General features: G+C 41.8%; 19 protein-coding genes. 2 read left to right on the forward strand and 17 right to left on the reverse strand.

The annotated features are described in order from the left end of the window. From paaK to paaF, 6 genes are all read right to left on the reverse strand, one after another. Entirely contained in the window at nt 1–1,320 is a 1,320-nt protein-coding gene (paaK, locus tag B6N13_RS05225; protein WP_169458709.1) for a phenylacetate--CoA ligase PaaK, read from the reverse strand. 90 nt (nt 1,321–1,410) lie between these two features. Then, nucleotides 1,411–2,625, reverse strand: coding sequence for a 3-oxoadipyl-CoA thiolase (gene pcaF, locus B6N13_RS05230; RefSeq protein WP_169458710.1), 1,215 nt, complete (start codon nt 2,623–2,625; stop codon nt 1,411–1,413). Beyond that, nucleotides 2,618–3,082 carry a hydroxyphenylacetyl-CoA thioesterase PaaI gene (paaI, locus tag B6N13_RS05235; protein WP_169458711.1) on the reverse strand — a complete coding sequence of 155 codons (465 nt, stop codon included), beginning with the start codon at nt 3,080–3,082 and terminating at the stop codon, nt 2,618–2,620. Before paaI ends, pcaF begins: the two co-directional genes overlap by 8 nt. Continuing rightward, complete coding sequence (gene paaH, locus B6N13_RS05240) at nt 3,072–4,610, reverse strand: 3-hydroxyacyl-CoA dehydrogenase PaaH (RefSeq protein ID WP_169458712.1); 1,539 nt, start codon at nt 4,608–4,610, stop codon at nt 3,072–3,074. Before paaH ends, paaI begins: the two co-directional genes overlap by 11 nt. Before the next feature lie 2 nt (nt 4,611–4,612). Further along, entirely contained in the window at nt 4,613–5,404 is a 792-nt protein-coding gene (paaG, locus tag B6N13_RS05245; RefSeq protein ID WP_169458713.1) for a 2-(1,2-epoxy-1,2-dihydrophenyl)acetyl-CoA isomerase PaaG, read from the reverse strand. Between the two features lie 43 nt (nt 5,405–5,447). Then, complete coding sequence (gene paaF, locus B6N13_RS05250) at nt 5,448–6,233, reverse strand: 2,3-dehydroadipyl-CoA hydratase PaaF (protein ID WP_048814373.1); 786 nt, start codon at nt 6,231–6,233, stop codon at nt 5,448–5,450. Between the two features lie 357 nt (nt 6,234–6,590). Between paaF and B6N13_RS05255 the strand changes: the two genes are divergently transcribed. Next, the gene (locus B6N13_RS05255; protein ID WP_012070783.1) at nt 6,591–7,178 is read left to right on the forward strand and encodes a phenylacetic acid degradation protein PaaY; all 588 of its coding nucleotides are present in this window, start codon (nt 6,591–6,593) and stop codon (nt 7,176–7,178) included. Nucleotides 7,179–7,293: 115 nt separating this feature from the next. Further along, entirely contained in the window at nt 7,294–8,217 is a 924-nt protein-coding gene (gene paaX, locus B6N13_RS05260; protein ID WP_169458714.1) for a phenylacetic acid degradation operon negative regulatory protein PaaX, read from the forward strand. 132 nt (nt 8,218–8,349) lie between these two features. Here paaX and B6N13_RS05265 read toward each other — a convergent pair whose 3' ends face one another. The 11 genes from B6N13_RS05265 to B6N13_RS05315 form a co-directional block, all read right to left on the reverse strand. After that, entirely contained in the window at nt 8,350–9,372 is a 1,023-nt protein-coding gene (locus B6N13_RS05265) for a LacI family DNA-binding transcriptional regulator (protein ID WP_157035987.1), read from the reverse strand. Nucleotides 9,373–9,413: 41 nt separating this feature from the next. After that, nucleotides 9,414–10,703 (reverse strand): D-tagatose-bisphosphate aldolase, class II, non-catalytic subunit, encoded by a 1,290-nt coding sequence (locus tag B6N13_RS05270; RefSeq protein ID WP_169458715.1) that lies wholly within the window; start codon nt 10,701–10,703, stop codon nt 9,414–9,416. Beyond that, nucleotides 10,704–11,660, reverse strand: coding sequence for a sugar kinase (locus B6N13_RS05275; protein ID WP_169458716.1), 957 nt, complete (start codon nt 11,658–11,660; stop codon nt 10,704–10,706). 171 nt (nt 11,661–11,831) lie between these two features. Next, complete coding sequence (locus B6N13_RS05280; RefSeq protein ID WP_169458717.1) at nt 11,832–12,773, reverse strand: ABC transporter permease; 942 nt, start codon at nt 12,771–12,773, stop codon at nt 11,832–11,834. Next, nucleotides 12,766–14,268: a sugar ABC transporter ATP-binding protein gene (locus tag B6N13_RS05285; RefSeq protein ID WP_169458718.1), complete on the reverse strand. Its 1,503-nt coding sequence runs from the start codon at nt 14,266–14,268 to the stop codon at nt 12,766–12,768. The genes B6N13_RS05280 and B6N13_RS05285 overlap by 8 nt, the downstream gene beginning before the upstream one ends. A gap of 58 nt (nt 14,269–14,326) precedes the next feature. Further along, entirely contained in the window at nt 14,327–15,211 is an 885-nt protein-coding gene (locus tag B6N13_RS05290) for a substrate-binding domain-containing protein (RefSeq protein WP_012070791.1), read from the reverse strand. Between the two features lie 425 nt (nt 15,212–15,636). Beyond that, a complete protein-coding gene (locus tag B6N13_RS05295) occupies nt 15,637–16,473 on the reverse strand; it encodes an inositol monophosphatase (protein WP_211172772.1) in 837 nt (278 codons plus the stop codon). 32 nt (nt 16,474–16,505) lie between these two features. Beyond that, a complete protein-coding gene (locus tag B6N13_RS05300) occupies nt 16,506–16,967 on the reverse strand; it encodes an RpiB/LacA/LacB family sugar-phosphate isomerase (RefSeq protein ID WP_072838284.1) in 462 nt (153 codons plus the stop codon). A 16-nt stretch (nt 16,968–16,983) separates the two neighbouring features. Next, nucleotides 16,984–17,766 (reverse strand): triose-phosphate isomerase, encoded by a 783-nt coding sequence (locus B6N13_RS05305; RefSeq protein ID WP_169458719.1) that lies wholly within the window; start codon nt 17,764–17,766, stop codon nt 16,984–16,986. Beyond that, nucleotides 17,763–18,539, reverse strand: coding sequence for a DeoR/GlpR family DNA-binding transcription regulator (locus B6N13_RS05310; RefSeq protein WP_169458720.1), 777 nt, complete (start codon nt 18,537–18,539; stop codon nt 17,763–17,765). Before B6N13_RS05310 ends, B6N13_RS05305 begins: the two co-directional genes overlap by 4 nt. Before the next feature lie 372 nt (nt 18,540–18,911). Further along, nucleotides 18,912–19,670 (reverse strand): DeoR/GlpR family DNA-binding transcription regulator, encoded by a 759-nt coding sequence (locus tag B6N13_RS05315; protein WP_169458721.1) that lies wholly within the window; start codon nt 19,668–19,670, stop codon nt 18,912–18,914. Between the last annotated feature and the right edge of the window lie 20 nt (nt 19,671–19,690).

Raw genomic sequence — 19,690 nt, forward strand, 5'->3', positions numbered from 1 at the left:
TTAAACGGAAATTCGTTCGTCATAAACGTGTTTAGCTTTACCCTCTGAGCGAGCTATACTGCCTATTTCTCTGAGTTTAACGTTAACACTGATTCCTACAGAAGACTTCACATGATGGCGCAATTGGTTGATGGCATCATTGATTTTTTGCTCATCAAAGCCAGCGCAATCCGGACGCAACTCAACATGCACATCCATACCGTCCATATTACCTTTTCGATACAAATGTATTTCATAATTTTCAGAGAAGTGATTCACTTTTATCACCTCCTCTTCAATTTGAGTTGGGAAAACGTTAACACCACGAATAATCATCATGTCGTCGCTGCGGCCTGTAATTTTGTCAATTCGACGCATACGACGAGCTGTGCCTGGCAAGAGACGAGTTAAATCTCGTGTACGATAGCGAAGCATTGGCAACGCCTCTTTACTCAAACTGGTAAATACCAACTCGCCCATTTCGCCATCAGGCAATACTTCACCCGTATTAGGGTCAACAATTTCAGGATAGAAATGATCTTCCCAAACCGTTGGCCCATCTTGGCTCTCGGCACATTCCATCGCTACACCTGGCCCCATAATCTCAGACAAACCATAAATATCCATCGCACGAATACCGGCTCGCTCTTCCACCGAACGACGTAGCTCATGGGTCCAAGGCTCTGCACCAAAAATCCCCAAACGCAATTTAAGGCCAAGGGGATCGATACCTAGTTTTTCCATCTCGTCTAGCAAATTCAACATATAAGATGGCGTCACCATAATGATGTCTGGCTGAAAATCTTTAATCAGACGCACTTGCTTTTCAGTTTGTCCGCCCGACATAGGAATCACGGTACAACCAAGACGCTCGGCACCATAATGCGCACCTAAACCACCGGTGAACAGGCCGTAACCATAAGCATTATGTAAAACATCACCTTTGCGCCCACCCGCTGCACGAATTGACCGCGCCACGATATTGGCCCAGTTATCAATGTCATTTTGAGTGTAGCCAACGACGGTAGGCTTGCCTGTTGTACCACTTGAAGCATGTAGACGAACCACTTGATTCATCGGCGTGGCAAACATGCCATACGGATAATTATCACGCAGGTCCGATTTTGTGGTGAAAGGAAGTTTGGCAATATTATCCAAGGTTTTAATATCATCTGGATGCAGCCCTAATGCATCAAAACGCTGCTTATACATAGGAACATTGTTATAAGCATGACGAACAGTCCATTGTAAACGCTCTAACTGATGAGCTCGCAACTCATCAATACTGGCGGTTTCCATAGGGTCAAGTTGATCTGGATTAAACCGACTACGAATATCCATTGTTCTGCTCTCTCTATTTATTATTTTTTAGAATGTATATTTTTTGCTTGCCCTATCTACTCGATAAGGCAATTTTTTGTATCGAATGAGTTAACCAAGTCGCTCAATTACCATTGCAATTCCCTGACCCACACCAATACACATGGTGCACAGGGCATAACGTTTCTGCTGAACTTCCAACTCATTCAAGGCGGTAGTAATCAATCGCGCACCACTCATACCAAGCGGATGACCTAATGCAATAGCACCACCATTTGGGTTCACCCGAACATCATCATCGGCCAAACCTAGTTCACGCAATACAGCTAGCCCTTGGGAAGCAAAGGCTTCATTTAGCTCAATAACATCCATATCTTCTAGAGTCAGCCCCACTTGCTGAAGCACTTTTTGTGAAGCTGGAGCAGGACCAATCCCCATAATACGCGGTTCAACACCTGCCGCCGCCATACCCAATACTCGACCACGCGCCTTCAAACTGTAAGTTTTGGCCGCTTCTTCACTGGCTAACAACAAAGCACAAGCACCGTCGTTCACACCTGACGCATTACCGGCGGTCACTGTACCCTTGCCGTCGCGACGAAACGGGGTCGCGAGATTTGATAACACCTCTAATGTGGTATCGGCGCGAGGATGCTCATCATGCTGAACGACAACCGGGTCCCCTTTGCGTTGTGGTATCACAACAGGAACGATTTCTTTGGATAAACGCCCGCTTTCTTGCGCTACGGCGGTTTTCTGCTGACTACGTAAAGCAAAAGCATCTTGATCTGCACGAGACACTTTAAAATCTTCCGCCACATTCTCCGCCGTTTCAGGCATAGAATGGACGCCAAATTGATCTGCCATCAATTTATTAACAAAGCGCCAACCGATTGTGGTGTCATACATGTCTGCTTGACGAGAAAACGCCTGCTCCGCTTTCCCTAAAACAAATGGCGCCCGTGACATAGACTCCACCCCACCCGCAATCATCAGCCCCGCTTCACCAGCACGAATGGATCTAGCCGCTAAACCCACTGCATCCATCCCAGAACCGCACAAACGGTTGATGGTTGTACCTGGCACACTATGAGGAAGACCAGACAACAAAGAAGACATGCGTGCCACATTGCGATTATCTTCACCAGCTTGGTTGGCACAACCATACAAAACATCATCCACTTTAGACCAATCCACGGTCGGATTTCGTTCCATGAGAGATTTAATTGGAATCGCACCCAAATCGTCTGCCCTGACTTTAGAAAGCGCACCACCATAACGCCCAATCGGCGTACGGATAGCATCAATGATTAGAGCATCAGTCATTTACGTTCTCCTGTGAAAGTATCTCACCTTTAATGCGATAAGATTTACCGTGAAAAATAGCGATCAATTGATCTTGTTGGTTATAAATTTCGACGTCGTAATTTCCTGTGCGACCACCACGACTTTTTTCCTGACACCGCGCTGTTAAAACATCACCTGCAAATGCTGGTGCCACATAATCAATGGAACAACCAAGCGCGACAGTTGGTTGGTTGTAGGTATTACAGGCAAACGCAAAAGCCGAATCGGCCAAGGTAAACATATAGCCGCCGTGGCAGGTTTTATGACCTTGCAACATAAAGTCTTGCACTGTCATGCGAACTTGCGACTGACCCGGCGCAGAAAGTAGCAACTCAATACCTAAATGCTGAGTGGCGACATCTCGCTCATACAAAGCCTGCGCGCAACGCTCAGCAAGCTGCACTTTCATCTGTTCTTCAGTAAAGTTATTGGACATGGAAGCTTCCTTCTAACATAGCGATACGACGAATTAACAAAGAAGGACGATAACGATCCTCACCATATGACCGCTGCAAGTTACTCAACACCGTTTCCACATCAGCCACACCAATAGAATCTGCCCACGCCAATGGACCTTGCGGATAATTAACGCCAAAACACATGGCAGTATCGACACCTTCTGCCGTTGCGACGCCCTGCAAAACCGCATCGGCGGCCTCGTTCGCCAACATAGCGACCGTTCGCATCACGACCAAAGCTGGCGAATCCACCACCTCACTTACTTTAATGCCAAGCAGATCAAGACACTGAACAACGTCATTAAAGGCTTCCTCAGATGTCGATGCTGAACGACTCAAGGCAATATAAGTGGCACTCTGATAATCCAAAGCCAAATCCACCAAGACAAGATCATTTAACGCTTCATCTTTGGCGCGCTCACAAGCCATTCGCCCATCGGTCAGCGCCACAAAGGTGTCACCAATTTTTAGATAACCTTTCGCTAAATCAGATACCTCAGTCACTTGCACACCAGCACGAGACAAGCGGTCGACCAAGCCTTTTAAATACCCGATATCTTTGGAGACCTCACACTTAATAACGGCTCCGTCATCTAAAGGAGACACTTCGACACATTGCGCCTGCGGTTTATCTGCCCCCTCTTTGTAGGAGTAAAAACCTTGACCAGATTTACGTCCCAAGAAGCCAGCATCCACCAAGTCTTTTTGAATCAAAGAGGGCTGAAAGCGAAAATCGCCATAGTAAGCATCGAATACAGAACAGGTAACCGCATAATTCACGTCATGACCAATCATGTCCGTCAGCTCGAACGCCCCCATTCGGAAGCCACCTGCCCCTTTCAACAAAGTATCCAAGGTCACACAATCCGCAACTTGCTCTTGTCGTAAACGAAAACTCTCAGCGTAAAAAGGACGTGCTACTCGATTGACAATAAACCCCGGAGTAGAAGCCGCATAAACTGGCTTTTTCCCCCAATTCAACGCAGTTTCATAAACACAGGTCGCCACATCAGAATCGGTTGCCAAACCAGACACCACTTCAACCAACTTCATAATCGGAGCGGGATTAAAGAAATGCATTCCCACCATGCGTTCGGGATGTTTCATCCCCGCCGCTAAACGGGTAATAGAGATAGAAGAAGTATTACTGGCCAAAATACAATTCGCTGAACAAATCGTTTCCAAGGCATCAAAAATACTTTTCTTAACGTCAATATTTTCAACGATGGCTTCCACCACCAACCCAGTATCAGACAATTCATCCAGCGAGTTGGCCACCGACAAGCGAGCTAATATTTGTTGCACCTGCTCAGCCGTAAACTTATTGCGCTCCACCAATTTCGCTAGTTGCTTTGCCATTGAATCGATAGAGGTTTGAGCAACCCCTTCGCGGTTGTCATAAAGCTTCACTTGATGACCCGCTTGAGCAGCCACCTGTGCGATTCCAGCGCCCATTGCGCCAGCACCAATCACCCCAATCACCGCACTTTGATTTAAAGCAGACATGATTATTCCCCTTTAAATTCTGGAGTGCGTTTTTCCATAAAGGCTTTCACACCTTCACGGTAATCTTGGGTTTGACCAGCCAAGCGCTGAAGATCACGCTCCATTTCAAGTTGCGCATTGAAATCATGGTCAAAGCTTTGATTAAGAGCACGTTTTATAAAAGACAAGCCTTTCGTCGGCTGAGAGGCGAGATGACGAGCCAATAACAGCGCTTCGTCACGCAGACTTTCATCGTCCACCACCTTATAAATCATTCCCCACTCAAGGGCTTTTTCCGCCATAAGAGGTTCACCCAACAAGGCCAATTCCTTAGCCCTCGCCATACCCACTAAACGCGGCAAAAACCAAGTTCCACCAGAATCTGGTATCAAACCAATCTTGCAGAATGCTTGAATGAATTTTGCGGATCGCGCCGCAATCACCAGATCGCAAGCCAAAGGAATGTTTGCCCCAGCGCCAGCCGCCACACCATTAACCGCACATATCACCGGCATTGGAAAAGACTGCAACTGCTTAATTAGTGGGTTGTAAAAACGTTCGATAGAAAACCCTAAATCAGGAGCTGCGGCATTGGGATCAACATTGCGATCTGATAAGTCTTGCCCAGCACAGAAACCTCGCCCCTCAGCCGTTAAAACCAGCACCCTAACCTGCTTGTCTTTTAGAGCGGATTTTAGTGCTTGCTGCACTTCAAGGTGCATGGCCTCATTAAAACTGTTCAGCGCCTTAGGACGATTTAGGCTTAATACTGCAACACCAGCATCAACGGAATATAGAATGTGTTCGAAGCTCATTTGCGATTGCCTCTGTAAGGATGGATAAACAACGGGTTAAAAGTTACCGACCAGAAAATTTTGGTTGACGTTTTTCTTTAAACGCCAAAATCCCTTCTTTTCTATCTTCAGTTCCAGCCAGCACAGTAAAAGCATGGCGTTCAAAACGCAGGCCTGTTGCTAAGTCAGTATCCATGCCTTTTAGAATGGATTCTTTTGCTAAACGCACAGCCAGACTGCCTTTGCTCGCAATGACTTTCGCCAAAGCCAAAGCTCTAGTAACTGTCAGTTCAGGTTGGGTTATTTCACTGATGAGACCAGCATCTTTTGCCTGCTGGGCATTGATAGGTTGACCGGTAAGCACCATTTGCATGGTGAGAGATTTACCAACAGCACGTAATAAACGCTGGGTGCCACCAGCGCCAGGCATGATGCCTAGATTAATTTCGGGTTGACCAAATTGGGCATCGCGACCCGCAATAAGAATATCTGCATGCATGGCTAACTCGCAGCCGCCACCCAAACAATATCCATTAATGGCCGCAATAACAGGCTTAGTAAAACGTGTTATGCGTTGCCAATACTGCTGACGAGGATCATTCAACATACCAACAAGATCGCGCTCTGCCATCTCATTAATATCCGCTCCAGCGGCAAAAGCCTTCGAACTGCCAGTCAGCACCAAGACTCGAATATCACTCGATGCTTCAACGCCATCCATGACATCACATAATTCCGCCAATAACTCTGTGGTTAGAGCATTCAGTGCTTCGGGACGGTTCAACTGCACCAACTGAACCCCATCTTCGACCTGATGCACTACCAATGATTGGTAATTTTTAATTGTCATTTGATTCAAACACTCGATCTTATTGTTATTAGTTCGTTCCACTAAACACGCCACAGCAAGCTTAGTAGCACTTCTTTTAATATAAAGATGAATCATAATTAGATACAAAACAAGGTAGAATTTATTTTTTTTTGTATCCTTTTAACCCACAACCCAATCGACAATCTAAAAATCGACAAAAAAATATAATAAATTCATGCAGATAGTGACATAAAAAAGATTTTCGCATTCGATAAAACAAAAATAAATCTTGATAATTTTCGATTTTCACGTAAAAAAACGAAAGAATTTAAAACATATCGACACAAAATAATCTAAAATTGAAGAAATAAAGAACCAAATAAAAAAGGAAAAAACATGCCTTACTACAAAATTGATGGTGTCACCCCTGTGGTACATCCAAGCGCATACGTACACCCAACCGCGACGCTGATTGGCGACGTCATCATTGGAGAAGGCTGTTATGTTGGTCCAGGAGCCTGTTTAAGAGGGGATTTTGGGCGCATTACTATGGAAGAAGAGTCAAACATCCAAGACAACTGTGTTGTCCATGGCTTTTCCGACAGCCATACCATCATTCGCAAACATGGACACATTGGTCATGGTGCTGTTTTACATGGCTGTGTTGTTGGAGAAGATGCTCTGATTGGTATGAACAGCGTTGTCATGGATTACGCTGAAATCGGCGAAGGTTCAATCATTGCTGCATCCTCATTTATAAAGAATCGCTTTACTTGTCCACCTAGATCTCTGGTGATGGGCTCGCCAGGAAAAATCGTTCGATCCGTCACAGATGACGAATTAAAATGGAAGCAAACAGGCACACGAGAATACATAGAACTCTCGAAAAGATGCCTCACCTCCATGGTTGAATGCATTCCACTCAATGTCATAGAAGAAGATAGACCAACACTGCAAAGTCGGTCACATCAGCCAAAAGGCTAGTACATTCCATGTTGCAATGCACTTAGTCTACCCTTTTAAGACTATTCCACTTTACTAAGCCGGACAGGTTTAAGAGAATGACCTCTGGCTTAACTCACTGGATCACCAGTCACCAATGAACAGAATTAATACTTTAGATACGTTAATCACTCGTTTTCAACAGCAAAAACCCATTAGAGCATCGTCTCTCGTCATCACTTTATACGGTGATACGATTGAACCTCATGGCGGCACCGTTTGGCTAGGCAGTTTAATCAAGCTGCTTGAACCAATGGGCATCAACGAGCGATTAATGAGAACCACCATTTTTCGTTTGACTCAAGATGGCTGGCTAACCAGTGACAAGGTGGGAAGAAAAAGTTACTACAGCTTAACTGGTTCCGGTCGACGTAAGTTTGAACAAGCTTTCCGACGCGTGTACAGCGCCAACCAAACCGTATGGGATGGTTCTTGGTGTTTAATCATGACACAACAATTGTCTGCCGAGGAAAGAAAGCAGCTACTAGACGATCTTAACTGGCAAGGTTTTGGCGTACTAACTGGTCAGCTTATTGGTAGTCCAAACACCAATCTAAGTGACGTAAATACCGTCTTAGCCTCATCTGGTTTACAAAGCAAAGTCATTGTATTTAAAACACATCAACAAGAAGAGTTAGCAGGAAGACAAATTCGAATGCTAGTAAGAGAGTGCTGGGAACTCGATAAACTTGGCGCTCACTACCAAGAATTCATTAACCTGTTTCGCCCTGTATGGCAAGAACTGGATGAAAAAGACAATCTCGACCCTGAATCCTGCTTCCTGACTCGTACTCTGTTAATCCATGAATACAGAAAGCTCTTGCTACGAGACCCACAACTACCTGAAGAGCTCCTCCCGGGAGACTGGGAAGGCAGAGCCGCAAGACAGCTATGTCGAAATATTTACCGCAAAGTCACCCCAACTGCAGAGCAATGGCTAGGGAAAAACCTAGAATCTGCCGATGGGCCACTTCCAGAAGCTTCACAAGCTTTTTATAAAAGATTTGGCGGATTGAACTAGCCCATACTAGCTAACGCGCGACGCTTTTGATCTAGGCAACAAGCTTTATAAATCATATGTAGTTTCTTCAAGAAGTCTCTATGAGTTATAAAGCTTATTTCACTACACAATGAACTAAATCCATATAGAAGATCAAGCAGACTCTCTAATAATCAATCGACCGTCCAGCTTGATATGATTCTCTATTTCATCTGAAATGACACCTATTAAGCTCATAATCATATCAATAGCACATTTGCCTATGTTTTCTACATCCTGTTCAACCGTCGTTAATGGTGGACAAGTAAATTTACTCAAAGGCTGATTATCATGACCTGATATTGAAATACTCAAGGCATTTTGATCCTTAAATGTTATCAAACCTTCTGAAAACATTGCTGAAATAACCCCAAATGCCACCCGATCATTGGCACATATAATGGCATCACCATCCAATTGATTAGATCTAATCATGCGTAAAGCTTCTTCTCGCGCCCACTCTTCAAAATCCCAACGCAAACTTTGCCCAACAGGAAGGATGATAGGCGACTCATCACTGGCTTTCATCGTGTCGAGGTACACGTCCAAACGTTCCTGAGCATTGCTATTTACATTCGGCATAGGGAAAAAAGCGGGACGTCGCCCCGCCCCAAGCATGTAATCTGTAATAAGACCAATTGTTTGCCTATTGTTATTTCTGACGCTGTAATTGGCCCCTTCAAAAACAGCATCAATAAACACCAAAGGCAACTCCATCTGGATTCTATGAAGCTTTTTTTCAACTTGTCGAATCCCGGATGGCGCATAGCAAATCCCAGCCACTTTCACCGAAAGAAAGTTTTCAATAGCCTTAGATTCAAGAGCAGGATCACCATAAGAACACTCAATCATCACTGAGTAGCCATAAGCCAACGCGTTCATGGCAACCGAGCGTACAATAGAGGCATAAAAAGGATCCCCTAAAGAAGGAATTAACACCCCTATTATCTTCGAATCTTTACGCATTAAGCGCGACGCCAAAAGATTTGGACGGTAATCCACTTCTTTTAGCATTGCCTCAATTTTCATTCTTGATCGAGGACTAACGGCGTCTTTTTTTTCAAAATATTTAGAGGCCGTAGGACGAGATACTCCAGCTAGCGCAGCAAACTCTTCCATTGTATTAACTTTTTTCAATCAAAAGTCCTCTCATAAAATAATACCCACAAAAACAACAACTAGATTACTGAAAATTGATTACATGCCTGAGCATACATTTTTATCTCTGAACGAATTCGTTCCCGCAAAAAAACGGCAGGATCATTGATTATCTCACCTTTTCTTAATGCAACATATTGCGCAGACATATACTGGCTAATCAATGGATACGGAGCAGGAGATGTCGTCAAGTTCTGAATTAATACCTTCAAACTTGCTTCAATATCAGCGTGATTCCAGTAGTAACGAGAACGATCACTAAAACTAAACTTACGAGCAAACATTTTATCTTGCTCATTCCCATGATAGTAACCTTCCCAATACTTAGGATTATTTACCATGGTTTGCTCCAACACTTCTCGAATATTGGAGCGCTTTTCAGGTTCAATCCATTCATCTTCAATATAACTTAAGGCAAATACCGCTTCACGAAATGCGAATGTTAATCCCGGACCCACTTTTAGAATCGCAAAATGATCTTTTACTAGATGGCTCAAACAAGATTGCGATTGATAATCCGTTGAATGAGCTTCAAAAACCATTCCGGAAAACTGATGAATAACAGACTTTAATTCTTTTGCTTTTACTGGGTCATATTCAATTACACTTGAGTGATCAAATTCCACCCCTGGCTGCACTACAACACCAATCACTCGATCAAAAGCATCGTCAATACCAAGATTAGAGAAAAGCACGCGGTGAGTATGAATGGTATCGGCCAAATCTATAGTGGAGGTCACCTGAAGCTCTTCTAAATCCTCTTGGGCACCGCCAGGAACAGGAACCTCGGTACCTATTACGTAATAAGGTTTCTGTTGCGCTAAAGAGACACGTTCAGCAGCCTGACACATAATAGCGGCACGCTTAGCAATCGTTTCCGACGACAACGGTACCTCATCATCAGCACAAGACATACTTGCATCTAAATGAATTTTAGTAAAACCCGCTTTAACATACGCCTCTACAAGCACTATTGCCTTTTCCATAGCATCAGCAGATGAAAGATGCTTCCAGGGATTTGGGCCCAAATGATCTCCACCAAGAATAAGCTGATTAGTATCATAATCAACGGACTTAGCAACCTCTGCAATATAAGCTTGAAAGTCAGCAGGCGTCATATTGGTATAACCACCATCTTGATTTACCTGATTACAAGTCGCCTCAATCAATAGTGGAGAATTATTTTCTTTCGCCTCTAACATAGCGGCTTCTAAAACAAAACGATTTGCTGAGCATACAGAGTAAATACCTATCTGCTCACCTGAGCGATTACGTTCGACGATATTTTTTAGGATTTCTGTTGAAGACATTTATATTTCCTCTAAAGATTCAGTGTAGGTATCGATAAACTTATTAAGCTCTTCTTCTGTAGATGCTCCCTCCATTGGCCCCCAATGAGATACAGCCATGGCTCCACTTGCATTAGCAAGCCCAAGAGATTTTTTTGGTGAATAACCTAATTCACGACATGCAATATAAGTAGCTCCGAAAGTATCTCCAGCCCCAGTCGCATCAACTTCTTCAACAGAAAAAGATGGCATAAAGAAATAGTCATTATGACTATAAAATGCACAGCCATCAGATCCCTGTTTTAATACGATTTCACTAACCCCCAATTCAAGTGCCGATTCGACCGCATCCTCTAAAGTTTGTTTATTAGTTAGAGCAAATAGCTCTTCACCACTAGGCAAAAATATATCTGTTTTGGATAAAACTTCTTTGAAAAATGCAAACAAGGCCGAATCACTCAATAACTCTTTACGTACATTAGGATCAAAAGATATTTTCCCACCATTATTTTTTACGATTTCAATCGCTGCTCGCATCATATGTATTACATCATGCGAAAAAATAGACGACCCCATAACATGTAAAACAGCACAAGTAGAAAGACGCTCTTTCGCAATATTAGTTAACTCAAAATCAGCAGCGGCACTATGACGAATATTAAAAATAAAATCGCGGCTACCATTACTTTGATACCTAACAAATGCTGTTCCTGTTGGAAGCTCACTATTAACTCCAATTAGACTGGTATTAACACCATTATCTATAAGTCGCTTTAAACAAACTTTACCAAAATCATCATCTCCAACACTGCCTATTATCGAAGCTGGAACTTTCATTTTAGCCACTTGATTGATAAAAATAGCAGGTGCACCACTAGGATAAGGTCCAAGAAACTCACCAGCTTCAATGAATAACTGATTCGTTTTTTTAGCCATTATTTCAACAAGAATTTCACCAAGAGTGATTACTTCTTTCATTACTTTACCCATACAGGGATACATTTCCGCCAATATAAAACGGCAATGTAAATCCTTTAAATAATAAAATTATCAATGGTGGTTAAACTTTTAGCTTTTTCTACTAGGTCTGCAGAGAAGCCTGACCATAAAAAACAACCACCACCTATAAAACTTAACTAAACAGTAATACTAAGTTGATTTTCTCTTATTTTTATAAACATCGATGCCGACAGCGATCAATATCACGACACCTTTAACAATAAGAGATACAAAGAAATCGACATTCATTAAACTCATAACATTACTAAGCACAGCGATAATCAAAGCGCCAATTAAAGTACCAATAATTGTGCCCCTGCCGCCGGTAAGAGAAGTTCCGCCAAGCACACAAGCTGCTATAGCATCTAGCTCCATACCATTTGCAGCTGTTGGCTGTGCAGAAAACATTCTTGAAGCCAACATAACACCACCCACACCGGCCATTAATCCAGTAATCATATATGAGTAAATAGTGGTTTTAGATACGTTAATACCTGAATAAGCGGCAGCCTCTGGATTACCACCGACAATATAAACTCGACGCCCAAAAGTTGTCTTTGATAAGACAAAATGATTCAAAGCTATCATCGACAACAAAATAATAATGGGAAAAGGGATACCAAAAAGGTAACCGTTAAAAATGTATTCAAAAGGAGCATTATCATAAAGAGAGACTGCTTGACCATCACTGGTTAACATTGCGACGCCACGCCAAATTCCCATAAAGCTCATGGTGACAATAAAAGGGTGAACACCTAACCAGGTGGTGATAAACCCGTTCGAAAAGCCACAAAAGACAGCGACTAAAAGTGCCATTGGTAGCATCAGGCCAAAAGGTAAACCATTTGTTAAGCCTATTACTAAAACTAATCCAGTTAGTGCCACAATAGAGCCAACTGATAAATCAATTCCAGCAAGTAAAATTGCATATGTCATACCAAAGGCAACAATAGCAACGATCGATGTTTGTAAAATAATATTTGTGACATTATTTACAGACCAAAAATATTCAGATAAAAAAGAAGATACCAAGCATAAAATCAATAACCCACCTAGTATTCCAGCATATTCGCGAAAAAAACTTTTAATCATTTGAATCAACTCCCGTTGCATAAACCATTACTTTATCCTGAGTTAATCCTTTCGTTTTAAACTCTTTTACCAATTTCTTTTCTCTCATAACAAATAATCGATCACTCATATTCATCACCTCGGGTAACTCAGATGAGACCAAAATGACAGCCGTACCTTTTTCAGTCAGCTCACGAATAATGCTATAGATTTCATATTTAGCACCGACATCTACACCACGAGTTGGCTCATCTAAAATCAAAATATCAGGTTGTCTTTCAAGCCACTTAGCTAGTACGATTTTTTGCTGATTCCCGCCACTCAGTGCCCCCACACTTTGGTGTCTATTCTGTACTCGAATATTCATCCGCTTAATACTTTCTTCGGTTTGACTAACTTCAGCTCGCTCGTTAATCAGACCACGGGTTGCTATTCGCTCAAAACTCGCCAAATTACAGTTAATATGCACACTGTGATCTAGTACTAAGCCTTCTTCTTTCCTGTTCTCAGTAACAAATGCAATACCATTTTCGATCGCTATAATGGGGGTTTCTATAGCTACTTTTTTGCCTTTAATAAGAATTTCACCTTCATATGGCAACATGCCAAATAAAGCATTCATCACATCTGATCGTCCTGCACCAACTAAACCAAAAAAACCAACCACTTCACCAGCATGAAGATCAAAGCTAACATTATGAAAGGCATTAGGATTAGTCAGAGATTTAACACTCAAGACAAGGTCACCAATTTCTGAAGCTGATTCATTTTTTGATGGATAAATATCACTCATCTCTCGACCCACCATCATGGTAATAAGGGGGTCAATTGATGTCTCGGCTTTATCAACTGTGTCTATATATTGCCCATCGCGCATAACGGTTATGTCATCAGAAATACGCATAATTTCAGCCATCTTATGACTGACATAAATAATGGCTTTGTTTTCAGATTTCAGTTCGGAAATTATATTAAATAGAATTTCGACTTCAGAGTCAGATAATGACGAAGTAGGCTCATCAAAAATAACAACATCAGACGGGTAACTTAAGCCTTTGGCAATTTCTACCAGCTGGCGTTGCGCCATTGATAAAGAACCCACTTTTACTTCTGCTGATATTGGTATGTGATATTTATTAAGAATACCTTCAGCATCGGAAATAATTTTTTTAGAGTCAATCACGCCAAAACGATGAGGCTCATTATTTGCAAATATATTTTCTGCAACCGTGAGGTTATTACACAAAGAAAGCTCTTGAAAAATAATAGCGATACCATTGTCTCGAGAATCTCTAGGTGATTTAAACTCAACATTTTTACCATTGCGTAAAATACTGCCAAATGTAGGTGGATGAACGCCCGCCAGCATCTTAAGAGTGGTAGATTTACCACAACCATTTTCCCCTAAAATAGTATGCACTCTTCCAGCTCGAAACCTTATGGATAAACCATCTACAGCCTTGTTGTCGCCAAAATGCTTACACAACCCGACTGTTTCTAGTAATACTTTCGACATCAATAGCTCCAGAACAAAAAAATAGGGCCTACATCAGCCCTATTTCTATCGCCGTTAATTACTTACCTGTATAAAGCACAGGGACAATCGGATATTCAGACTTAACTTCTTTGCCATTCAAATAATCTGCAACGACTTTCATTGCCGTTTTTCCCATGGCATCTGCATCTTGTTTCACAACACCAATAATATGATCATTTTCGTCTACAGCTTTAATACCCTCTGGCATACCATCAAATCCAATAACAACCGCTTTGGATTTTTGTTTAGTAACCGCAAGACCAGCACCAATCATCATGTCATCACCAAATGCAAAGATCAGATCCGTATCAGGATTTGCTTGCAACATATTAATAGTTGACGTCATAGACTCTTCTCGAGTTTTGCCTGGTTGAACCGCAACGATTTTGATATCAGTATCTGCTACAGCATCACGAAAACCTTGAAGTCTGGCTTCTACAGATGAAATACCAGGATAAGACAACATAACAACCTGCCCTTTTCCACCCAGCTGTTTCACTGCCAACTTACCTGCAACGACACCGCCACCGTAATTATCCGTCGCGATATGCGATACAATCTTGCTATTTTCTGCACCTATATCAACGGTAATGACAGGGATATTTGCACGTTCAGCTTTTTTTAGCGGTCCACGAATCCCCTTAGAATCCACCGGAGATATAACAATGGCATCTACATTTTTAGTAATGCAGTCCTCTATATCATTAATTTGCTTAGCAAGATCTTGGTTTGCCACAGAAACTTTTAAGTTGATATGTTGCAACTTAGCACCTTCTTTGAGGCCATTACCTAAAGCGATATAAAACGGATGGGATTGAGTCAAAAGAGAAGCACAAACAACAGGCTCATCTTTCGCATAAAGATTGAAAGAAGCGGAAGCAAGAGCGACAGCAATTGCAGTAAAACGTTTAAGGTTTTTCATTTTGATTTTCCTGTACATTTATTTTTATAAGTATCACGCCAACACAAACCAGCTATTAATAATTAATAGTAGATATGTGAAGAAAATTACCCCTTAAATTTACTCGAGTCAATATTTTTTTTACTCGCGTACAAAAATGAAAGAATTATCCTTTCCTACATAGCCACCCTAAAAGCATTGTGGGTGATTAAACTTTTGCTTGTAATATCTACATAATTGCATTCTATCTAAGACACGCCACAGCAATGTCAAAGGTTAAGCTGCTGAGATAATTATTGGGGCAACTAGGAGGCAGGTGGTTGGAATGATGCTAACATCATTGAAAGATAACCCTAGATTGGAATTAGATATTAAAAAAACTCACTCCACCCTCAAGGAGCAGAATGAGTCAAAGCATTACAAGCATTTACCCTGCTTTACTCTTACTACATAACGTCGATAGACTGAAAATCTTTCATGATACGGTCTTGAATCGCCTCTGTTCGCCCAGCGACAATCACGCCTTTACGAACATTCGGCTTATAAGGACTTCCATCCAACATACAGACATAACCACCCGCCTCCTGATAAGCAAGAATTCCTGCGGCATGATCCCACACTTTTGGTTTAGGGCTAATAAAGAAATCAACACCGTTCTGCACCATTGTTCGATATTCATGGCAACAACAACGCAGATTGGAAGAGCGGGCATAACCAACTTGCTGAATAGCAACACGCTCGCGCACAGCACTGTTCTCAAACAAAAAAGGCGAAAAGAATCCAACCAACTTAGAGTCAACAGGCTGGTTGCTTAACATTAAGCGTCGTGGCAACTGGTCCGGTCGAACAAACCAAGAGCCTTCACCTAAACTCGTTTCAATCCAATCGTCATTTAATGGGTCATACAACAAGCCATAAACGGTTTTACCTTGATAGATAGCGGCAATTAATACACCAAAGGTTGATAAGCCATGAGCGAAATTCCATGTCCCATCAATAGGGTCGATGATAACAACCAATCCATCCGTATCAATTTGATCTAATACTGACTCATCTTCCGAAACCGCTTCTTCACCAATGATGACAGCGTGAGGCAACAGCGTTTGAAAGCGCTGTGTTAATGCTTTTTCAGAGGCAACATCCGCTTCAGTAACAAGGTCATCAAAACTTGTTTTGAACGACACAGCACCATCCGAGAGCCTTCTAAACCTAGGCAAAATTTCTGCCTTGGCAACGTCCCGAACAATTTCTATCATCTCTGATTTTTGCTTACGTGTTAACACAACACCTCCATTTTACAATCTAAACCTATGAATTACGGGCGAGCATGATATTTTTCATCAATAGAGTTTATTGCTTTAACATTGTCTGCCGAGCGACCATTTTCATCGAATACTTGAACCAAAAACGCATCGGCAATGGACTTCGCTAACTCTTGCCCAATTACACGTGCACCCATAGTAATAATTTGTGCATTGTTAGAAAGTGCGGCACGCTCTGCAGAATAAGTGTCATGAGTGAGAGCAGCTCGAATACCCGGCACTTTACTTGCTGCAATACATACTCCAATTCCTGTACCACAGCATAAAATGGCACGATCGTATTTTCCTTCTAAAACTGCATTAGCGACACGATCAGACAAATTGGCATAAAACGGCTCAACTTCTCCAGAGTCAGTACGAGAAACCTCCTCTACATCGTAACGATCTTTAAGATGGTCAGCTAAAATTTTTGCTAGCCCTTCGCCAGCACTATCTCCAGCAATTGCAATTCTCATGATGCTATCCTCGGCTTTATATTTGCGTTTGAACGGCTGCGGCACATTTATTTAAAATATCGATATATCCACTAACACTCCAAGCGGATCGACCAATAAATAAACCATCAATGTGTTCGCAGGCTATAAGTTCTTCACAGTTATTAGGGTTCACCGAACCGCCATATAAACAAGGAACTTTGCGTCCCAATACTTTTTTGGCAACATCCAGAATTTCAGCTTGTCTTGCGTCGGCATACTCTGCAGAAGCAGGAATCCCTCGCTCACCTATTGCCCAAACAGGCTCATAAGCAAACAAAATAGGCGCATCTTTTTGGTCATCGCTCAGAAATTGCAACGCACCACGCACTTCTTTTGCTAAGACATGAGCTGCCTGTCCGCTTTCTTTATCTGCCAATGTTTCGCCAACACAGATAAGGGGAATTAAACCATGACGAATAGCAGACTCGACCTTACGACCAACCGTCTCATTCGTTTCACCAAAGTACTCTCGTCGTTCGGAGTGACCCAGTTCAACAATATCAATGTGACAGTCATTCAGCATGAGAGGAGACACTTCTCCTGTCCAAGCTCCATGTTCTGCCCAATGCATATTTTGAGCCCCTACTTTTACGGATGTATTACGAAGTATTTCTTTTACTTCACGTACACATGTAAATGCAGGAATAACAAATCGCTGAATATGGGCATCTGCATTAGCATCATCAGTCTTTAAAGCGACTGAAAACGCTTGCGCCTCTGCCAGTGTCTTATTCATTTTCCAACTTGTACCAACCCAAAATTGCTTTTTATCCGTCATGTATTTTCCAGTGATCTCGCAATAGTTAACTGAATACCAGCGTCCACCAACTGCTGTTGAACGTTTGGCTCTGGAACTTGGTCGGTGATGACCCAGTCAAAATCATCAAGATTTGCCAGTACATGAAGTGCAACACGATCAAAGCGTGTGTGATTAACCAACAAGCAAGTCTTAACCGCCGCATTAATCATGGCTTTTTTTACTCTGATCACATCAGCATCCATATGAAACACTTGGTTTCCAGATACCGCAGGACTCGATAAAAAAGCAAGATCCGCTCGCAAACTAGTTAAATTTTGCTCTGCCAACACGCCGAAGTAACCATTAAACTTAGAAGAATACATTCCACCAAGTGCAATAAGATCAATCCCCTTTTCAAACTTTAATGACTCCAAAATGGAAGCATTATTGGTAATAACTGTCAGTGGCTTTTTACGAGGAAGCATGCTCCCCAAAATTGCAGCCATAGATCCATCGTTGACCATTACAGTCATCCCAGGCTCAACTAGCTCCAATGCTTCTAACGCCATCCGTTCTTTACCTTCACTACCTTGACGTTCACGCAGTCTAAAATCACTTTCAAATTGCATGCCCGCTTCAATAGTCGCACCGCCTCGCACCTTACGTAGTAAGCCGCCAGCTTCAAGTTCGTCTAAATCACGGTGAATTGTCATCTTCGAAACAGTAAAACGTTTCGCTAACTCCTCTAGATCAACAACACCATTTTCGACAAGAAGATCGATAATTTGCTGTCTACGTTCATCACGCTTCATAAACACTCACTTCGATAGCAAATCTCTTGAGTATGTTATAAACCCAAAAATAACATTTTTAAAGTTATATTTAACAAAAATATGTTTATTTTGTTAAATTTAATGTTATTTATGACACAAAACCAAGAAATTTCGGATTAAAATCACAAAAAAATGTGAAAACAGCCAGTTTTCACACAACTTAGTGAGTAGAATAACATTTATAAAATCGGATTTAGATAGGAAACCATCAAGATAACAGGGGAAACTACGTGAAACATGATTAGTAGATGTTAAAAATCACATTCTTTTGTTTAGTACTGGTATCTCCTCTGAGGATTTAGGAAATACCAGCGTTGCCTTTTCGACATATTCAAATAGATGGATTAAACATCACAAAATATGCAATTTACCATTAAAACTCACCAGCTTTTCTCTGGCCTCTTGGCTGAGTTCACTGTCTGTATATATTTCTGAAAATTGATCAAGTTCTGCCACTTTAAACAAAGAAAAGCTATTATATTTACTGCTATCAGCCACTAGAATACTTTCTTCAGCACACTTCATCATATCGGCTTTAAGGGCTGTTTTAGCTTCTTTTGGCGTAGTTACACCATGCTCAAAGCTCCAAAAGTTACTACTTATAAAAGCAATATCGGTATGAATAGACTGAAGTAGCCTTCTTGCATGCTCTCCAACGCAAGACTGGCTGGCATTATCAATCTCGCCACCAAACATGGTTACTTCAATCTGTTTGAATTCACTTAAAAACAGCGCAATTCTTAAATCAGGGGTGATAACCCTGAGAGGAAGATGTGTGATATTTTTAGCAATTTCCATTGTCGTCGTGCCGGCATCTAAAATAATAGAATTCCCAGACTCAACTCGCTCGGCTGCTGCTTTAGATATCCTTTCCTTTTCAGCCTTAAATAATTGGTTTTTTTCTTGCACAGAAAGCTGCGCCGCAACAAAATTATTTAAAGTGACACCACCATGAGTCCTTCTAACAACACCCTGATTTTCTAGATCTATTAAATCTCTCCTTACTGTTGCTGGAGAAACATTTAGAGTCTGAACAAGTTCATCAACAGTCGTTAAATTAGTATCTTTTAAGTAATCAACTATATCTTTATAGCGGTGCTGTTTTTTCATCAACTTTGGTCACCCTAGTT

This window comes from Marinomonas sp. UCMA 3892 (assembly GCF_012726345.1).
Lineage (GTDB): Bacteria > Pseudomonadota > Gammaproteobacteria > Pseudomonadales > Marinomonadaceae > Marinomonas.